The sequence below is a fragment of the Pseudonocardia sp. MH-G8 genome (genome assembly GCF_002262885.1).
In the GTDB taxonomy this organism is placed as follows: domain Bacteria; phylum Actinomycetota; class Actinomycetes; order Mycobacteriales; family Pseudonocardiaceae; genus Pseudonocardia.
In genome coordinates this window covers 126,400-142,889 of sequence record NZ_NKYF01000016.1, presented here as the reverse complement: position 1 = coordinate 142,889, position 16,490 = coordinate 126,400, and the positions used below count along the sequence as shown (strand labels likewise).

16 protein-coding genes and 1 riboswitch are annotated in these 16,490 nt (G+C 72.7%); of the genes, 10 read left to right on the top strand and 6 right to left on the bottom strand.

Translation table 11 applies throughout. The features are described 5' to 3' along the window. Nucleotides 1–79 precede the first annotated feature (79 nt). The 3 genes from CFP66_RS50170 to CFP66_RS29460 all read right to left on the bottom strand — a co-directional run bounded on the left by CFP66_RS50170 (nt 80) and on the right by CFP66_RS29460 (nt 5,153). A complete protein-coding gene (locus CFP66_RS50170; protein WP_094928463.1) occupies nt 80–2,113 on the bottom strand; it encodes a hypothetical protein in 2,034 nt (677 codons plus the stop codon). A 329-nt stretch (nt 2,114–2,442) separates the two neighbouring features. Further along, nucleotides 2,443–4,236: a thiamine pyrophosphate-requiring protein gene (locus CFP66_RS29465; RefSeq protein ID WP_094928460.1), complete on the bottom strand. Its 1,794-nt coding sequence runs from the start codon at nt 4,234–4,236 to the stop codon at nt 2,443–2,445. Nucleotides 4,237–4,319: 83 nt separating this feature from the next. Next, the gene (locus CFP66_RS29460; protein WP_094928459.1) at nt 4,320–5,153 is read right to left on the bottom strand and encodes an SAM-dependent methyltransferase; all 834 of its coding nucleotides are present in this window, start codon (nt 5,151–5,153) and stop codon (nt 4,320–4,322) included. A 203-nt stretch (nt 5,154–5,356) separates the two neighbouring features. On the opposite strand from CFP66_RS29460, the gene CFP66_RS29455 reads away from it, so the two are divergent. Then, the gene (locus tag CFP66_RS29455; RefSeq protein ID WP_094928458.1) at nt 5,357–6,088 is read left to right on the top strand and encodes a hypothetical protein; all 732 of its coding nucleotides are present in this window, start codon (nt 5,357–5,359) and stop codon (nt 6,086–6,088) included. A gap of 21 nt (nt 6,089–6,109) precedes the next feature. Here CFP66_RS29455 and CFP66_RS29450 read toward each other — a convergent pair whose 3' ends face one another. Next, a complete protein-coding gene (locus CFP66_RS29450) occupies nt 6,110–7,129 on the bottom strand; it encodes a LacI family DNA-binding transcriptional regulator (RefSeq protein ID WP_094928457.1) in 1,020 nt (339 codons plus the stop codon). Nucleotides 7,130–7,273: 144 nt separating this feature from the next. Between CFP66_RS29450 and CFP66_RS29445 the strand changes: the two genes are divergently transcribed. The 3 genes from CFP66_RS29445 to CFP66_RS29435 all read left to right on the top strand — a co-directional run bounded on the left by CFP66_RS29445 (nt 7,274) and on the right by CFP66_RS29435 (nt 10,396). Continuing rightward, nucleotides 7,274–8,590 carry an ABC transporter substrate-binding protein gene (locus CFP66_RS29445; RefSeq protein WP_094928456.1) on the top strand — a complete coding sequence of 439 codons (1,317 nt, stop codon included), beginning with the start codon at nt 7,274–7,276 and terminating at the stop codon, nt 8,588–8,590. Between the two features lie 101 nt (nt 8,591–8,691). Next, nucleotides 8,692–9,537 carry a carbohydrate ABC transporter permease gene (locus CFP66_RS29440; protein ID WP_094928520.1) on the top strand — a complete coding sequence of 282 codons (846 nt, stop codon included), beginning with the start codon at nt 8,692–8,694 and terminating at the stop codon, nt 9,535–9,537. 10 nt (nt 9,538–9,547) lie between these two features. Next, nucleotides 9,548–10,396 carry a carbohydrate ABC transporter permease gene (locus CFP66_RS29435; RefSeq protein WP_094928455.1) on the top strand — a complete coding sequence of 283 codons (849 nt, stop codon included), beginning with the start codon at nt 9,548–9,550 and terminating at the stop codon, nt 10,394–10,396. Here CFP66_RS29435 and CFP66_RS29430 read toward each other — a convergent pair. Continuing rightward, a complete protein-coding gene (locus CFP66_RS29430) occupies nt 10,386–10,916 on the bottom strand; it encodes a gamma carbonic anhydrase family protein (RefSeq protein WP_094928454.1) in 531 nt (176 codons plus the stop codon). The genes CFP66_RS29435 and CFP66_RS29430 overlap by 11 nt on opposite strands. Before the next feature lie 507 nt (nt 10,917–11,423). Between CFP66_RS29430 and CFP66_RS29425 the strand changes: the two genes are divergently transcribed. The 5 genes from CFP66_RS29425 to CFP66_RS29405 are packed head-to-tail and all read left to right on the top strand — an operon-like array spanning nt 11,424 to nt 15,394. Next, the gene (locus tag CFP66_RS29425; protein ID WP_369805197.1) at nt 11,424–12,680 is read left to right on the top strand and encodes a sensor histidine kinase; all 1,257 of its coding nucleotides are present in this window, start codon (nt 11,424–11,426) and stop codon (nt 12,678–12,680) included. Then, nucleotides 12,677–13,117, top strand: a complete 441-nt coding sequence (locus CFP66_RS29420; protein WP_094928452.1) for a roadblock/LC7 domain-containing protein — start codon at nt 12,677–12,679, stop codon at nt 13,115–13,117. The genes CFP66_RS29425 and CFP66_RS29420 overlap by 4 nt, the downstream gene beginning before the upstream one ends. A 41-nt stretch (nt 13,118–13,158) precedes the next feature. Continuing rightward, complete coding sequence (locus tag CFP66_RS29415) at nt 13,159–13,500, top strand: DUF742 domain-containing protein (RefSeq protein ID WP_094928451.1); 342 nt, start codon at nt 13,159–13,161, stop codon at nt 13,498–13,500. Next, the gene (locus tag CFP66_RS29410; RefSeq protein ID WP_094928450.1) at nt 13,475–14,125 is read left to right on the top strand and encodes an ATP/GTP-binding protein; all 651 of its coding nucleotides are present in this window, start codon (nt 13,475–13,477) and stop codon (nt 14,123–14,125) included. The genes CFP66_RS29415 and CFP66_RS29410 overlap by 26 nt, the downstream gene beginning before the upstream one ends. Before the next feature lie 24 nt (nt 14,126–14,149). Then, nucleotides 14,150–15,394: a styrene monooxygenase/indole monooxygenase family protein gene (locus CFP66_RS29405; RefSeq protein ID WP_094928449.1), complete on the top strand. Its 1,245-nt coding sequence runs from the start codon at nt 14,150–14,152 to the stop codon at nt 15,392–15,394. A 39-nt stretch (nt 15,395–15,433) separates the two neighbouring features. Here the strand turns inward: CFP66_RS29405 and CFP66_RS29400 are convergent, their stop codons facing one another. Further along, nucleotides 15,434–16,042, bottom strand: coding sequence for an FAD-dependent oxidoreductase (locus CFP66_RS29400; RefSeq protein WP_158228267.1), 609 nt, complete (start codon nt 16,040–16,042; stop codon nt 15,434–15,436). 217 nt (nt 16,043–16,259) lie between these two features. Further along, a riboswitch (SAM riboswitch) is annotated at nt 16,260–16,355 on the top strand. A gap of 5 nt (nt 16,356–16,360) precedes the next feature. Here CFP66_RS29400 and CFP66_RS50440 point away from each other — a divergent pair. Beyond that, a complete protein-coding gene (locus CFP66_RS50440; protein ID WP_369805196.1) occupies nt 16,361–16,465 on the top strand; it encodes a putative leader peptide in 105 nt (34 codons plus the stop codon). Nucleotides 16,466–16,490 lie beyond the last annotated feature (25 nt).

Here is a 16,490-nt window from a genome sequence, read left to right as displayed (position 1 = left end):
GAACGGCACTCTGGTCGCTACCTAGCCGACGAGAGAGCTGTTCGTTCGTTCGTCAGTGGGCTCCCCCTCGCCCCTCGCACTACTCGGAGTCCGCGGCGTCGCTGGACTCGCTCGGCGTATCGGTGTCGGCCGTGTCCTCGGCGGCGCCGCCGTCGCTGTTCTCGTCGGTGTCGCTGTTCTCATCAGCGATGCCGTCGTTCTTGGTGCTGGTGTCGTCCTCGGTGCTGCCGTCGTCGGCCCCGTCGTCGGCCCCGTCGTCGGCCCCGTCGTCGGCCCCGTCGTCGGCCCCGTCGTCGGCCCCGTCGTCGGCCCCGTCGTCGGCATCGCCTTCGCCGCCGGCACTCGCGTCGACGTCGCCGGAGTCGCGCTCGTCGGCCTCGGCGTCGTCGGCTTCGGTGGTCTCGTCCTCGGCGTCGTCGTCGTCGGCTTCGCGGGGTTCGGTGCCCTCGGCGCCCTCGGTGCCGGCCGGCGCGGTGCGCGTGTCGGCTGCGCTGCTCGCGTCGCTCGTGGGCCGGGCGTCGGTGGCCGCGTCGTCGTCGGTGTCGGGAGCGGCTTCGTCGACGGTGCCGACGTCGTCCGTGTTCTCCGTGGTCTCCTCTGCGGAGCCGCCGACGGCGGTGGCGAGGCCCGCGCCGAGCCCCTCCACGGTGCCGACCACGCTCTGCCCGAGCCCTTCGACGGTGTCGGCGTGGGGCTCGTCGCCGCCGATGGTCGTGGCGGGGAGCTCCACGGCCGGCAGCTCCACGTCGGGCAGCGGGATCTCGGCGGAGCCGAGCGTGAGGTCGGGGGTCTCCAGGCGGGTGCCGGAGACGGCCGCACCGGGGACGGTGAGCTCGGGTGCTGCGTCGGCGCTCAGTGCCACCCCGGCGCCGGTCAGCGCGACGTCGGGCGTGCGGAGCCCGGCCGCGGAGGTGGCGACCGGGCCGACGGTGGCGCCGGAGACCGCGAGGTCGGGGACGGCGACCTCGGCGGCACCGGTGGCCACCTCGACCGCGTCCGGCGTGATCGTGGCGGACAGGGCCGGCGGGGAGACGCGCGCGGGCGCCAGCGTCACCGCGGGCGTGCGGACCGGGCCGACAACGGGCACCTGAGCGGCCACCGCGGGCACCTCGACCGGCGGCGTCGTGATGTCGCCCGGGGTCAGGACCACACCGGGTCCGCCCGGGGCGACCCCTCCGCCACCGGGCTCGCCCCTGGGAGGGCCGGCGGGGACGCCGCCAGGCGGACCTCCGGGAGCATCAGACCGACCTCCGGGGGCGCTGCCAGGGGCACCAGGCGGGTTGCCGGATGCGCCTCCGGGAGCATCAGACGCAGCTCCGGGGGCGCCTCCGGGAGCACCAGGCGGGCTGCCGGGAGTGCTGCCGGGAAGACCAGGCGGGCCGCCGGGTAGGCCGACCGCCGGCGGGAACATGCCAGGGGCCACCGGCGGCGCGAGCGGTATCCCGCCCGGCGGGGTGCCGGATCCGCCGGGCGGGACGGTCCCCGTGCCGGGCGTCGCGGCGGCGGATCCGGCCCGCGTCCCGGACGGAGTCGGGGGGAGGAGCGACGACGCGGAGGCCGTGAGGTGCAGGTCGCTGATGTCGGCGGCGGTGGCGAGGAGCGGGGCGTCGAGCTCGGACGGGACGGCCTCGGCGAACAGCTGCCGCACCGTGGGGAACGTGGCGTCGCCTTCCGGGCCGGTGGCGGGTTCGGGGCTGCCCGCCCTCGGGGGCGCCGCGGCGGCGGACACGGCGGCGCCGGCCAGGGGAACCTCGGACAACGGGGTGCCGAGCGCGGGGTCGGGGGTGTGTCGGACGGCGTTGTCGACGAGCGTGCTGCCGACGACCGCCGTGACGGCGAAGAGCGCGCCCGCCGCCGCGGCGGCCTTGCGGACGCTGCGGCGGGGCGGGGCGGCGGGCTCTGCGGCCCGGTCGTGGCCGCGCGGCTGCAGGGGGCGGTCGACGGTGTGCGGGCCGCGTCCCTCGCGCCGCAGCAGCGCCGTCACCGAGATCGCCGGGCCCGGTGCCGCCGCGCCGCGGGCGGCGCCGGCCGGCTCCCCGGTGCACCGGGCGAGCAACTCGGCGACGGAGATCGTTGCGGGGGCGCCGGGGCGGGATGGGTCGGGCGGTTCCACGGGAGGCCTTCCGGAGTGCCGTTCCTGCAGGTCGAGAGCGGCGGGAAGTCGATTCCTACTCCGTGCGCGGTGTGCCGTGCCAGACGCTGTTCGCCCGCTCGTCCTGCGTCACCTGAACAGTCCCGGACGCGTCCGCGGCGCCGTCGGGCGTGTCCACGCGACCGTTCAGCGCCGCGTACGGGGCCCCTGGCGGCCGGGAGTCGGCACGCGTCGGTCCGAACGGCCCACCCCGGGCACCCGTCACGCGGGGCGACGGCGACGGTGCGGCGCGCCACGCGATCACGGTGCGTGTGCGCCCGGGACCCGTCCGGACGCATGCCCGGTGGCCGTCAGCGGCGCCGGCCGGGCAGTGCCTCCTGCAGCTTCGTCTTGAGGCCCTGGGCGACGAGGTGGAACGCTTCCGGATCCCCCTTGAGCACGGCCTGCATCATCGACTCCGCCTGTTCGAACGTGGCGTGCGGCGGGATGGGTGGCATCTCCGGGTCGCAGTGCACGTCGAGGACGGCGGGACGGTCGGCGCTGAGCGCGCGTTCCCACGCGGGCCCGAGCTCGTCCGGTGAGGTGACGGTGATCGCCTCCAGGCCGAGACCCCGCGCGAAGTCGGCGTACGAGACGTCGGGGAGGTTCTGCGATTCCTCGAACTTGGGCGCTCCGCCCATCGCGCGCAGCTCCCAGGTCACCTGGTTGAGGTCGTTGTTGTGCAGCACGCAGACCACGCACCGCGGGTCGGACCAGCGTTCGGCGTAGCGACGGATCGTGAGCAGCTCGGCGAGCCCGTTCATCTGCATGGCGCCGTCGCCGGTCAGCGCGATCGCCGGGCGCCCGGGGTGGGCGAACTTCGCGCCGATGGCGTACGGGACGGCGGGTCCCATCGTCGCGAGGGTGCCCGACAGGGAGCCGCGCACGTCGCCGCGGATGCGCAGCAGGCGCGCGTACCAGTTCGCGACGGAGCCGGAGTCGGCCGTGACGATCGCGTCGAGGGGGAGCCGCTCGGAGAGCTCCCACACGATCCGCATCGGGTTGACCGGTGTGGCGTCGAGCATCGCCTGCCGCTCCATGGTGCTCCACCAGTGCGACACGCCCTGCTCGATGCGCTCCCGCCAGGCGCGGTCGGTGGGGCCGGACAGCAGGGGCAGCAGCGCCGCCAAGGTGGTGCGCGCGTCGCCGAGCAGGTTGATCTCGGTCGGGTACCGCATCCCGATCAGGCCGCCGTCGATGTCGATCTGCACGGCCCTGGCCTGCCCGAACTCGGGGAGGAACTGGCTGTAGGGGAAGTTCGAGCCGACGATGAGCAGCGTGTCGCAGTCGCGCATCATCTCGTAGGACGGGCGCGTACCGAGCAGCCCGATCGACCCCGTCACGAACGGCAGCTCGTCGGACAGCACGTCCTTGCCGAGCAGCGCCTTCGCGACGCCGGCGCCGAGCACGTCGGCCACCTGCTCGACCTCCGCGGCGGCCCCGCGGGCGCCCTGGCCGACCAGGATCGCCACCTTCTGCCCGGCGTTGAGCAACTCGGCGGCGCGGGCGAGCTCGGCGCCGTCGGGGGTGAGCGTGGGTGCGGCCAGACCCGGCGCGCTGGAGGGCACCTGCTTGAAGGCGTGCGCCGGCGGTGAGTAGTCCTGCGTCTGCAGGTCGCTCGGGATGATCAGCGCAGTGGGCGCGCGCCGGGCCAGCGCGGTGCGGAAGGCGCGGTCCAGCGCGTTGGGCAGCTGCTCGGGGACGTTGACCTCGACGAGGTAGTCGCTCGCCACGTCCTTGAACAGGGCCTGCAGGTCCACCTCCTGCTGGTAGGCGCCGCCCATCGCGCTCCGCTCGGTCTGGCCGACGATCGCGACGACCGGGACGTGGTCGAGCTTCGCGTCGTAGAGGCCGTTGAGCAGGTGGATGGCTCCCGGTCCGGACGTCGCCGTGCAGACGCCGACCCGCCCGGTGAACTTCGCGTACCCGACGGCCGCGAACGCGGCCATCTCCTCGTGGCGGGTCTGGATGAACCGGGGCCGGTCCCCGGCCTTCCCGAACGAGGCGACGATCCCGTTGATGCCGTCGCCCGGGTAGCCGAACACCTGCTCGACGCCCCACTCCCGCAGCCTGCCCAGGAGGTGGTCGCCCACCGTCTCCGCCATCACGCACCTCTCCTCGCGGATCGTCTCCGGATCGGGCTACCCGGCGCGGCGGCGATCACACGGTGCGGACGGCGTGGGGGCCGCTAGGGCTTGCGCGCGACGCCGCCGAAGTGGTCGAGCGGTGCCGGCGGGTTGTCGTGCAGGATCGTGACGCCCTCCGGCCGCTGCGGCCGCCAGAGCGGGACCGTGATGAAGCCGGGCTCCACCCATTCCAGCCCGTCGAAGAAGCTCGCGATCTCCTCGGGGTGGCGGTTCCAGTAGGGGATGGCGCCGGTGTCGGCGTACTCCTCCTGCGCCTTCTGGAAGGCCGGGTCCTCGGCGGGGTGGGTGCTGTCGCAGATCGTGAGGTAGCTGCCCGAGGGCACCCGGTCCATGAGGCCCTTGACGAGCGTCCTGGCCTCCTCGAGGTCACCGATGTGGCCGAGCACGCCCATGAAGTAGACGGCCACGGGCTGGGTGAAGTCGAGGATCTCCGCGGCTCCGTCGATCAGCGCCTGCGAGTCGTGCATGTCGGCGTGCAGGTAGCGGGTGCTGCCCTCGGGGGTGCTGGTGAGCAGGGCGCGCGCGTGCGCCAGCACCAGCGGGTCGTTGTCGACGTAGACGACCCGCGCCTCCGGGGCGATTCGCTGCGCGACCTGGTGGGTGTTGTCGGCCGTGGGCAGGCCGGTGCCGACGTCGAGGAACTGGCGGATCCCGACCTCACCGGCCAGGTGCTCCAGCGAGCGGCGCAGGAACGCTCGGGTCTCGCGCGCGATGACGATGATCTCGGGGTGGATGGCCGTCCAGGCGTCACCGGCCTCCCGGTCGACGGCGTAGTTGTCCTTGCCGCCGAGCCAGTAGTTCCAGATCCGTGCCGAGTGCGGCACGGTCGTGTCGATTCCCGTCCCGGTGATCGGGTCGGCGGACTCGTCGGTCACGTCGGGCGCTCACTTTCCTGCGGCGGTGCGGCGATGATCGGTGTGCGCGCTCACTCTTCCGTGTCCGGCCCGTTCTCCCAACCCCGGGCCGCGGCGGGTCGGGGCGATGTGGGCCGCTCGGCCCAACCCGAACGGCCGGCCGGGGCAACCGGATCCGCGTGCGCCACGTCCTACTGGGTGCGGGACGAGGAACGGGGGACCCGATGAACAGGACGTGCACGCGCCGGACGGCGGCCGCCGCGCTGGCCGTGGTAGCGGTGCTGGCGGCGGGGTGCGGCGCCGACGCCGGGGGAGGACCGGCCGCACCGGCCGTGGACGCCGCGGCCGGTGCCGCGCCGGGCCCCGCGGCGCCCACCCCGTCGGTCCCGGCCCCGCCGGACGTGGACGGGGACGGGGACGGCGCGAGCGTGCCGGAGTCGCTGCTCCTGCCCGACGAGGGCACCAGCAGCGACACGGCGGAGTTCACCGACTGGACCACCGACAACAGCGCGGAGCGGGCCTGGCTGCTCGACCCGTGCCAGCCGACGGCCTACCCGACGGACGGGCAGCGCGCGCGGTTCAAGACCGTCTTCCGGGAGGGACCGGAGGCCTACGACGCGCGCCAGCTGGGCGTGTACCCCTCGGCCGAGGTCGCGAGCGAGGTGGTCGCGGGGTTCCGCCGGGCGCTCGAGGCGTGCCGCACCGGGACGAAGCCGGGCGGCAGCGACTGGACGTGGGCCACCCGCGACGAGCCCGACCTGGGCGAGGACGGGTTCCTCGCCGCGGTGTGGTTCGGCGGGCAGGAGTTCGCGCCCTACGGCCAGCGGATCGCGGTGACCCGGGTCGGCGAGGCCGTCTTCCTCGCCTACACCTACGGCGAGTACTCCTCGGCCGAGTTCGACGGGGGCGCGGAGATGGTGCAGGAGGTGGCGCAGCGGTTCCTCGACTCGCTCTGACCGCCGTTCACGCCGCCGCTCTCACGTCGCCGCCGCCCCGGTGGACTCCCGCACGACGAGCCGGCACGGCAGCTTCCGGACGCCGGGTTCGGCGCGGCCCTCCATCGCGGCGAGCAGCAGCTCCGCCGCGTGCCTGCCGATCTCGGGGAGGCCCAGGTCCACCGATGTCAGGGGCACCCGGCACCCCGTGACGAGCGGCTCCCAGTTGTCGAACCCGGCGACGGCGACGTCGTGGGGCACGCGCCTGCCGTGGTCGCGCAGGGTGTCCAGGACGCCGCGGGCGATCTCGTCGGTGCCGCACACGACCGCGTCGATGTGCGGGTCGCGGCGCAGCAGGATCTCGGTGGCCTGCCGGCCCCAAGCCTCGCTCCAGTCGCCCCCGATGGCCTCGCCGCCTGCCAGCTCCAGCCCGGCCTCGGCCAGCACGGTGCGGACGCCCGCGGCGCGCTCGTGGATCGCGTGCCACCAGTCGCCGGTGATGTGGCCGATCCGGCGGCGGCCGGACTCGACGAGGTGCCGGGTGACGAGCGTGGCGCCCTGGTGGTCGTCGGGGACGACCGAGACGTCCTGGGACCTCGTCGACTGCGCGTAGGCGTAGACGACCGGCACCGGCCGCTCCACCGTGATCGGCAGGCGCGGGTCGGTGCGTTCGGCGGTGACGATGATGCCGTCGGTCCGGCGGGTGAGCAGGGTGCGGACGTAGTGCTGCTCGCGCAGCGGGTCGCCGCGCGCGTCGCAGAGGTGGACGAGGATCTTGCCGACGCCGAGCGCGTCCTCGACGCCCGCGAGCACCGGCACGCTGAACCGGCCGACACGGTCGCTGGTGAGCAGGCCGACCGAGTAGCTGCGGTCCGACAGCAGGCTGCGGGCGAAGGTGTTGGCCTGGAAGCCGAGCTCGTCGGCGGCGGCGAGGACGCGGTGGCGGGTCTCGGCGCGCAGCTGCCCCCGGCCGTTCAGCGCCTTGGACGCGGTGCTCACGGCGACGCCGGCGCGCGCGGCGACGTCGACGATCCTGGCCCGCTCGCCGCGCGGGATCTGCATGGTCGCTCCCGTGTGCTTGACGCCCCTGTGTGCTTGACACCGATGTGACGTACGTCCTAGCGTCCGCGCCCAGAGTAAAAGGCTTTCCGGAAGTTTCCGCCATCCCGTTCACCGCATCAGAGCCCCCAACGTCGAGAGGCCAGCATGTCCGCGGAGAAGTCCTCGCTGCCGCACGTCCCGGCACACACCCGCCGCACGTTCCTGACCCTCGCCGGTGCGCTCGGCCTCGGCGGCGCGCTCGCGGCCTGCGGGGGAGACAGCGGCGGCCTCGACACCGGCGGGGGCTCCGCCGGAGGCGCGCCGACGATCCGGCAGTGGTACCACCTCTACGGCGAGGAGGGCGCCGAGCAGGCGGTGAAGCGTTACGCGGAGGGCTACGAGCGCGCCACCGTCGAGGTGCAGTGGACGCCCGGCGACTACGAGTCGAAGCTGTCCTCGGGGCTGCTGTCGGGCAACGGGCCGGACGTCTTCGAGTACAACCTCAACGTGGACATGGTCCGCAGCGGCCAGATCGTCCCCGTCGACGACATCATCGGCCCGGTCCGGGACGACTACACCGCGACCGACATCGAGGCCGCCTCCCTGGACGGCTCGATCTGGGGCGTGAAGATCGTCGACGACTGCGGCTTCCTCTACTACCGCAAGAGCCTGCTGGCCGCGGCGGGCGTGCAGCCACCCACCACCATGGACGCGCTCATCGACGCCTCCCGCGCGCTGGACCGCGACGGGGTCAAGGGCCTGTTCATCGGCAACGACGTCGGCGTCACCCCGGCGTTCGGCGGCGGTGCCCTCCTCGACCTCGTGCTGTACATGGCGGGCACGAAGAACCTCACACCGGAGAACACCGTCGGTTTCACCACGCCCGAGGCGAAGACGGCCCTGCTCAAGCTGCGCGAGCTCGCCGACACCGGCTCGCTGCTGCTCGGGGCGCCCACCGACTTCTGGGACCCGTCGTCGTTCACCCAGGGGCTCACCGCCATGCAGTGGGGCGGGCTGTGGGCGATGCCGAAGATCCAGGAGGCCCTCGGCGACGACTTCGGGATCGTGCCGTGGCCCGCGCTGAGCGACACGGTCGGGACGCCGTCCACGTTCCTCGGGGGCTGGACGTCCATGGTCAGCGCCAAGGCGCAGGACGTGGAGCTGGCCAAGGACTACACGAAGTGGCTGTGGATCGACAACACCGAGGCGCAGGAGGACTTCAACCTCTCCTACGGCTTCCACATCCCGCCGCGCAAGAGCCTCGCGGCCCGGGCGCAGAAGCTGCAGGACGGGGTCGCGGCCGACGCGCTGCGCATCTTCACCGACCACGCCGTGGCGAAGGACCCGATGTGGACCCCCAAGATGAAGTCGGCCTTCGCTGACGCGGCCACGGCCATCGTGCGCGAGGGTGGTGACGTCGACGCCGAGCTCGCCACCGCGCAGCAGGCGGTCGAGGCCGAGCTGGCGCGCCTCGCGGCGTGAGCGCCGTGCAGGAGCGGCCGCCGAAGGCCCGGCCGCGGACCGGAGCCCGGGCCGCGCGGCGCCGCACGACCCCGGGCGCCACCACGGCGTTCTGGCTCTTCATGGGGCCCTTCCTCGCCGGGCTCGTGGTGTTCGTCTACCTGCCGATCGCGTGGAGCTTCGTCCTGAGCTTCAACCGCGCCCAGAACACGGTGCAGCCGGGCGAGTTCGTCGGGATCCAGAACTACCTCGACCTGCTCTCGCCCGGCCCGTTCCTGGACAGCCTGTGGACGTTCACGGTGTTCGCCGCGATCATCGTTCCGCTGACGTTCGTGCTGTCGCTCGCGCTCGCGGTGCTGCTCAACCAGGTCCGGTTCGCCCGCGCCTTCTTCCGGTCGGCGTTCTTCCTGCCCACCGCGTGCTCCTACGTGGTGGCGTCGCTCGTGTGGAAGCTCTCGATCTTCAACGGCGTGCGCTTCGGCTTGGCCAACCAGGTGCTGTCGCTGTTCGGCGTGGAGAACATCGCGTGGCTGTCCTCGGTGAACCCGCCGTGGTACTGGCTGGTGATCGCCACGGTGCGGCTGTGGCTGCAGCTGGGCTTCTACATGATCCTCTTCCTCGCGGGGCTGCAGCGGATCTCACCGGAGCTCTACGAGGCGGCCTACGTGGACGGCGCGAAGGCGGGCTGGCAGACCTTCCGCCACATCACGCTGCCGCAGCTGCGCACCACGTCGGTGGCGGTGCTGCTGCTCAACCTGATCGCCGCCTACCAGGCGTTCGACGAGTTCTTCAACCTGCTGGGCAACAGCTCGCTGGCGCGGCCGCCGCTGGTCTACCTCTACTACACCGCGCAGGGCAACCAGGACTACGGCCACGGCAGCGCGGGCGCCATGATCCTCGCCGCCCTGATCGTCATCGTGACGCTGGTCCAGGGGCGGATCTACGGTTTCGGGAGGCCCGAGAAGTGAGGGCGGTGCGATGATGACCCCAGCGCGGACGCCAGGCGGCGTGGCCGCCGCGGTGGCCCGCTACGCCGCGCTGATCGTGGCGACGATGTTGTTCCTGCTGCCGTTCTACCTGATGCTGCGCAACGCGTTCGCGACCGATCCGGAGATCACCGGCGTCGACTGGACGATCTTCCCGAGCTCGCTGCAGTGGGGCAACGTCGCGGAGGTCTTCGAGGACTCCACGGCGAACTTCGGGCAGGCCCTGTTCAACTCGGCGTTCATCGCGCTGGCACAGACCGTCGGCACCGTGGTGCTGTCGTCGATGGCCGGGTACGCACTGGCCCGCATCCCGTTCCGGTTCGCCACCCCGATCTTCTACGGGGTGCTGCTGACGCTGATGATCCCGCCCGCCGTGACGTTCGTGCCGAGCTTCATCATCGTCTCGCGGCTGGGCTGGGTGAACTCCTACCAGGGGATCATCGTCCCGGTGCTGTTCAGCGGGTTCACCGCTTTCCTGTTCCGGCAGTACTTCCTGAACTTCCCCCGCGAGCTCGAGGAGGCGGGGCGCATCGACGGGCTCGGCTACGTCGGCGTCTTCTGCCGGATCGTGGTGCCGAACTCGCTTGCCTTCTTCGCCGCCATCTCGGTGATCACGGTGATCAACGCGTGGAACCAGTTCCTCTGGCCGCTGGTCGTCGGGCAGGACCAGTCGAAGTGGACGGTGCAGGTGTCGCTGTCCACCCTGATGACGGCCCAGACGATCAACCTGCACCAGGTGTTCATGGCGGCCCTGATCTCGATCGTGCCGCTGGTGCTGGTCTTCGTGTTCCTGCAGCGCTACCTGGTGCAGGGCGTGGCGGAGACGGGCATCAAGGGGTAGCCGCGGTCGCGGCGGCGTGGGTCGAGGCGAGGGCCACGTAGGACTCGGCGTTGGCCAGGATGCCCGCCCGCTCCTGCTCGCCCAGCTCGCGACGGACCTTCCCGGGCACGCCCGCGACCAGCGAGCCGGGCGGGACCTCGGTGCCCTCGAGGACCACGGCGCCGGCCGCGATGAGGGAGCCGGTGCCGATGCGGGCCCCGTTGAGCACGACCGCGCCCATCCCGACCAGCACGTCGTCCTCGATCGTGCAGCCGTGCAGCACCGCGCGGTGGCCCACGCTCACCCCGGCGCCGAGCGTGACGGGGAAGCCGGGGTCGGCGTGCACCACGCAGCCGTCCTGGATGTTGCTGCGCGCGCCCACCGTGACCGTGTCCAGGTCCGCCCGCAGCACCGAGGAGTACCAGACGCTCGCCTGCGCGGCGAGGCTCACCCGGCCGGCGAGGACGACCGTGGGGGCCACCCACGCCTCGGCGTGGACCTGCGGGCGGGCGTCGGCGATCTCCACGGCGGTGTAGGGCATCGGGCGGCTCCTCGTCGGGCGGCGGTGGGTCGCAGCCATCCTCTCCCGCGCACGGTGCCGGCGGGGGAGTGGCCTCCGCCGGCGGCGCCGACCGCTCGCACACCGATCGTGGTGCTGCCACACCGACTGCAGTCGGTGCGGCAGCGACGAAATCGGTGTGGCCGCGACGAAGTCGGTGTGCGACCGGCAGGACGCGTGGGTGGCCCGGCGCCGGTGGTTCCGCCTCGCCACCATCGAGGTGCTCGCCCCCATTGGGATGACATCGCGTCCCACCGAACGCGACCGCCTCGGCGGCTGCGCCCGGCGGAGCAGCGCGAACGCGCGGGTGGTCCGTGCAGGGCATCCGGAGCCTCCGGTCGGGGCAGTCGACAAGCACGGCCGACTCTGCTTGCATTGCCCGCGATCCCGGCAGAGTGAGTGATCCGGAACTGACCGTCACCGAACGTCAGAGGGGACCGCATGGCGACGCGGGCGCGCGCTCGTGAGATCTTCGATCGATCACGTGTAATGCTCGATCGCTCCCGGGTGGTGGCAGCGCACCTGCTGGACCCGCCCCGGCACTCCGCACCGAAAGTGCTCGAGGCCGCCCCGAGCGCGTGGGGCGAGGCCGCGCGGAACGAGTCGCTCGGCGAGGTCTGCGCGAGCATCGCGCTGCGCGACCTCAACCTGATCGACACGCTGCTGGCCGAGCTCGAGGAGCTGGAGCGCAAGGAGGACGACAGCACGCGGCTGGGGCAGCTCTACCGCCTCGACCACCTGGCCGCGCGGCTGCGCCGCAACGCCGAGAACCTGCGGGTGCTCGCCGGCCGCGATGCCGGGGAGAGCGGCGGTGACACGACCTCCGTCCTCGACACCATCCGCGGCGCGATGTCCTCGATCGACCAGTACGCCCGGATCGGGATCGGTCGCACGGTGCCGCTGGGCGTGGTCGGCTTCGCCGCCGACGACCTGTCCCGGGTGCTCGCGGAGCTGCTCGACAACGCGGCCAACCACTCGCCGCCGGACGAGCAGGTGCGGGTCAGCGCCCACCTCACCGAGCAGGGCAGCGTGCTGATCCGGATCGAGGACGGCGGCATCGGGCTCCCACCGGACCGCCTCGCCGACCTCAACAGCCGGCTCGCTCAGGGCCTGCGGCTCGACGACGACGCCGTGCGGCACATGGGACTCGCGGTGGTCGGACGGCTCGCCGAACGGCACGACCTGCAGGTGGCGTTGCACCGCAAGGTCCCGAACGGCACCACCGCCACCGTGCTCGTCCCGCCGTCGCTGGTGACGGAGCTGCCGGAGGAACGGTGGTCGGGTGCTCAGACCGTCCCGGTCAACGGCAGGCACCAGCCGCACCCGGTGGCGGCGCCCCGCGACGGCGTCCCCGTGCCTTCGAGTGACGGACCCTCCGACACCGCGGTGACCCCGGCGACGGATGCCGCGCCGACCGTCACGCCGTCCGGCCTGCCACGCCGTGGCGCGCGGCCGCCTGCCCCGCCCCCACCCACCCCGCCCTCACCCACTCCCCGCCCGGCGGCGCCGACGGTCAGCGGCGCCACGGCGAGCGGGCTGCCGCGCCGCGTGTCCCGCAGCACCAAGGATGCGGCCGTCGAGGTCGACGATCCCGGCGGTGGCGGGGAACCGGTCGACGACGGCCACGACAAGTTCCTGGCCGACCTCGGCGACTTCGCCGACGGGGAGCAGGCCGCGCGCGCCGAGGACACCGCGACCGACTCGCGTGTCGACGAGCGGGCCGACACCGACGAGGAGCCGAAGTGACCGCCGAGGGCGGTGGGCCGCCTCAGGACTTCGGCTGGTTGCTGAACGACTTCGTGGGCCGTGTGCACGGTGTCACCCACGCGCTGATCATGTCGTCGGACGGTTTCCCGCTGAGCGCCTCGCGCACCGTCGGGAGGGAGGACGCCGAGCAGCTCGCCGCGATCGCGAGCGGGTTGCTGAGCCTGGCCCGCAGCAGCGCCTCGCTGTTCGACAAGGGCACGTGCGAGCAGATCATGATCCGCATGACGCACGGCTGGTTCCTGTTCATGGGCATCGGCTCCGGCGCAGGCCTCGCGGTGCTCACCGGTCCGGACTGCGACATGAAGGTCGTCGCCTACGAGATGACCCAGTTCGTGCGCAACACGGGCCACGCGCTGAGCCCGGAGGTCCGGGCCGACATGCGGCGGGTGCTCTCCGCGCGGCGGGCACCCGCGTGACCGCGGGGGAGACGTCGGGAGACCCCGGGGGGAACCGGAAGATGCGCAGCAAGAGGATCCGGCCCTACGCGCTCACCGGCGGCCGGACCCGGCCCCGCCACGAGCTGCTGGTCGAGGCCCTGGTATCGGTGCCCCGGTACGACCCGAGCCTGTCCGACTCGCTGATGCCCGAGTCGCGCGCGCTCTACGAGCGGGCCCGCACGCGCGTGTCGATCGCCGAGCTCTCCGCGGAGCTCTCGGTCCCGCTCGGCGTGGTGCGGGTCCTGCTCAGCGACCTCGCGGCCCAGGGCGCGATCTACATCCACCCCACGGCGCACGCCTACAACCACGACCGCGAGATGCTCGGGAGGATCCTCGATGGACTCGAGCGGCTACGGATCTGAGGTGCGAGCCGTGACACCCGAAGCGGGGGGCAACGAGCCCGACGGGCTGCTCGCGATCTCGGCGAAGATCGTTGTCGCCGGCGGTTTCGGCGTCGGCAAGACCACCTTCGTCGGTTCGGTGTCGGAGGTCCCGCCGCTGAACACCGAGGCGTGGATGACCGAGGCGGGCACCGGTGTGGACGAGCCGGTGGAGGCAGGCAAGTCGACCACCACGGTGGCGATGGACTTCGGGCGCATCACGCTGCAACCCGACCTGCTCCTCTACCTGTTCGGCACGCCGGGGCAGCCGCGGTTCTGGTTCCTCTGGGACGACCTGACGCGGGGCGCGCTCGGGGCGATCGTGCTCGTCGACACGCGCAGGTTGGACCAGTCGTTCGCCGCGATCAACTACTTCGAGAACGACTCGGACCTGCCGTTCGTCGTGGCGGTCAACAGGTTCCACGGGGACCTGCACCACGACCTCGACGATGTGCGCGACGCCTTGGCCCTGCCCGCCGACGTCCCGTTGATCACCTGCGACGCCCGCGAGCGGGGATCGACGGTCGAGGCGCTGCGGCGACTCGTCACGCACGTGATGTCTCTCGGGGAGATCTCGCCGCCAGGAAGGGTGCGCGCACATGCCTGAGGTTCTCGTCGGTTCGGGGGTCCGATGCGCAAGATCCTGATCGTCGGCTCGGGGCAGTCGGGGCTGCAGCTCGCGCTGACCCTGCAGCAACACGGGTACGACGTCACGATGATGTCGGCGCGCACGGCCGACGAGATCCGCAACAGCCGCGTCATGTCGACGCAGTGCATGTTCGACAAGGCCCTGGCCATCGAACGCTCGCACGGCCTGAACCTGTGGGACGACGTCGCGCCCGCGCCGACGCACCAGGGGCTCTCGGTCAGCGTCGAGCCGGGAGAGCGGGCGCTGAACTGGGCGGGCGAGTGGCCCGGTCCCGCCCAGTCGATCGACCAGCGCGTCAAGATGGCCACATGGCTCGAGCTGTTCGAGCAGCGTGGCGGCAAGGTGGTCATCCACGGGGTCACCACGGCCGACTTGAACGGACTCGCGGGGATGTACGACCTGACGGTCGTCGCCGCGGGCAAGGGCGAGCTGGTGCAGTTGTTCGACCGCGACGAGGAACGGTCGGTGCACGTCAAGCCGGCCCGTGCCCTCTCGGTGTCCTACGTGAACCGGGTGCCGAAGCGGCCGGAGCGGCCCGAGGGCGCCGTCGACGTGTGGGTGAACATCGTTGCGGGGGTCGGGGAGAACATCAACATCCCCGGCTACACGGTGAGCGGACCGTGCGAGATCCTCTACCTCTCCGGCATGCCCGGCGGGCCGTTCGACGCGTTCGCCGACCGCCCCGGGCCCGACGAGCAGTGGAAGCGGCACCTGCAGCTGCTCGAGACGCACCTCCCGTGGGAGTACGAGCGGTACCGCGACGCGGAGCTGACCGATTCGCGCGGCACGCTCGTCGGCGGTTACACGCCGATGGTGCGCAAGCCGGTGGGCGAGCTGCCGTCGGGGGGCATCGTGCTGGGCATGGCCGACGTGGTGGTGGCCAACGACCCGGTCACCGGGCAGGGCTCCAACAACGCGTGCCGGTGCGCGCAGTACTACCTCGACGGCATCCTGACCCGCGGGCACGCACCGTTCGACCGGGAGTGGATGCAGCAGACGTTCGAGGCGTACTGGACGCACGCCCAGTGGGTCACGAAGTTCACCAACACCATGCTCGACCCGCCCGAGCACGTGCAGGCGGTGCTCGGTGCGGCGCAGACGAACCAGGCCGTGGCCGACCGCTTCGCGAACGGCTTCAACGATCCCTCCGACCTCGCGGACTGGTTCTTCGAACCGGAGAAGTGCCAGGAGTACCTGACCAGCGTGTCGCGATCGCCACAATTGTGATTCGAAATCATGGCCGCCGCGTGATGACGGGATCCGCGGTCAGGTCGGGAGCGCGGCGGTAGCGATCGAGCGGCCCTGTGCGGGCACCGCGAACGCGCCCGCGCGCGGCCCGGCGAGCACCGGGCCCGCGTGGCCGGCGGCGACGGGGGAGAGGGACTGCAGGCCCGCGCCGGCGAGCACGACCCGGTGGGCGTGCAGGGCGGCGGTGGGAGTGTGCACCACCGCGCGGCCGGCCCGGAGCTCGATGCTGCGCACCGGATCGCAGTGGCGCAGCACCGCGCCCCAGCCGGTGGCCGCGGCGGTGAGCGCCGCGACCGCGTGCCGGGGTCGCACCCACCAGGCGCCGGCCTCGGCGTGCAGCAGCGTGGCACCGGTGTCGCGCTCCACCTCGCGCCACCAGCCGAACGCCTCGTCGGCGAGCGCGGGCGGCACGGAGACGTCGTTCCACCGTGCCGGGCCCGCCGAGCGCCACACGTCACCCGCGGCCCGTCGCTCGACCAGCAGCACCTTCGCGCCGAGCCGCGCGAGGTGCCAGGCCACGGCCGCGCCCGGTGCGCCGGCGCCCACCACGACGACGTCGGTGCTGACGTCGGCGACGGCGGTTGCGGAACGTGGAGCGGAGGCCGGCAGGGTGGGGGGACAGGGCACGGCGTCCTCCGTCGCGACCGGTGTGGGATCGAACCGGACAGGGCGGCCGCCCGGTTCATTTCCACGATAGGCAGGCATCCGACCGGAATGTCAAGCGTGGGAATGCGCGCGGTTTTGTACGGTCATTTCCCGGGTTCCGCATGGCCCCCGACACAGTTCGTGGACGAGTGCTTGAAAAAGCGCGTGAAGGCTCCGTACGGTCGAGGAGCAATCCCGGACACCATCCAGAGCGGCCGAGAGACCCGGCTCGACGACGCCGCAGCAACCCCCCACCCCGTGTGGGAGCGGGTGCTACCGCCGGGTGCGATGGAGGTCGCCGTGACCGGTCCCGAGCAGGGCGCGAGCCCGTTGCGCACGACGTGGCACGCCTGGCGCCGCCACGTCGACCTCTGCCGCACGAGCGCGGCGCTCTGTCGCGGCTGACGCCGCCGACCTGAGCCCACCGCAC

What these genes read in the sequence shown, in the direction of transcription:
- CFP66_RS29465 (WP_094928460.1), bottom strand. Translation starts at nt 4,236, where the DNA reads ATGGCGGAGACGGTGGGCGACCACCTCCTGGGCAGGCTGCGGGAGTGG.
- CFP66_RS29455 (WP_094928458.1), top strand. Translation starts at nt 5,357, where the DNA reads ATGAACAGGACGTGCACGCGCCGGACGGCGGCCGCCGCGCTGGCCGTG.
- CFP66_RS29450 (WP_094928457.1), bottom strand. Translation starts at nt 7,129, where the DNA reads ATGCAGATCCCGCGCGGCGAGCGGGCCAGGATCGTCGACGTCGCCGCG.
- CFP66_RS29445 (WP_094928456.1), top strand. Translation starts at nt 7,274, where the DNA reads ATGTCCGCGGAGAAGTCCTCGCTGCCGCACGTCCCGGCACACACCCGC.
- CFP66_RS29440 (WP_094928520.1), top strand. Translation starts at nt 8,692, where the DNA reads ATGGGGCCCTTCCTCGCCGGGCTCGTGGTGTTCGTCTACCTGCCGATC.
- CFP66_RS29435 (WP_094928455.1), top strand. Translation starts at nt 9,548, where the DNA reads ATGATGACCCCAGCGCGGACGCCAGGCGGCGTGGCCGCCGCGGTGGCC.
- CFP66_RS29430 (WP_094928454.1), bottom strand. Translation starts at nt 10,916, where the DNA reads ATGCCCTACACCGCCGTGGAGATCGCCGACGCCCGCCCGCAGGTCCAC.
- CFP66_RS29425 (WP_369805197.1), top strand. Translation starts at nt 11,424, where the DNA reads ATGCTCGATCGCTCCCGGGTGGTGGCAGCGCACCTGCTGGACCCGCCC.
- CFP66_RS29415 (WP_094928451.1), top strand. Translation starts at nt 13,159, where the DNA reads ATGCGCAGCAAGAGGATCCGGCCCTACGCGCTCACCGGCGGCCGGACC.
- CFP66_RS29410 (WP_094928450.1), top strand. Translation starts at nt 13,475, where the DNA reads ATGGACTCGAGCGGCTACGGATCTGAGGTGCGAGCCGTGACACCCGAA.
- CFP66_RS29405 (WP_094928449.1), top strand. Translation starts at nt 14,150, where the DNA reads ATGCGCAAGATCCTGATCGTCGGCTCGGGGCAGTCGGGGCTGCAGCTC.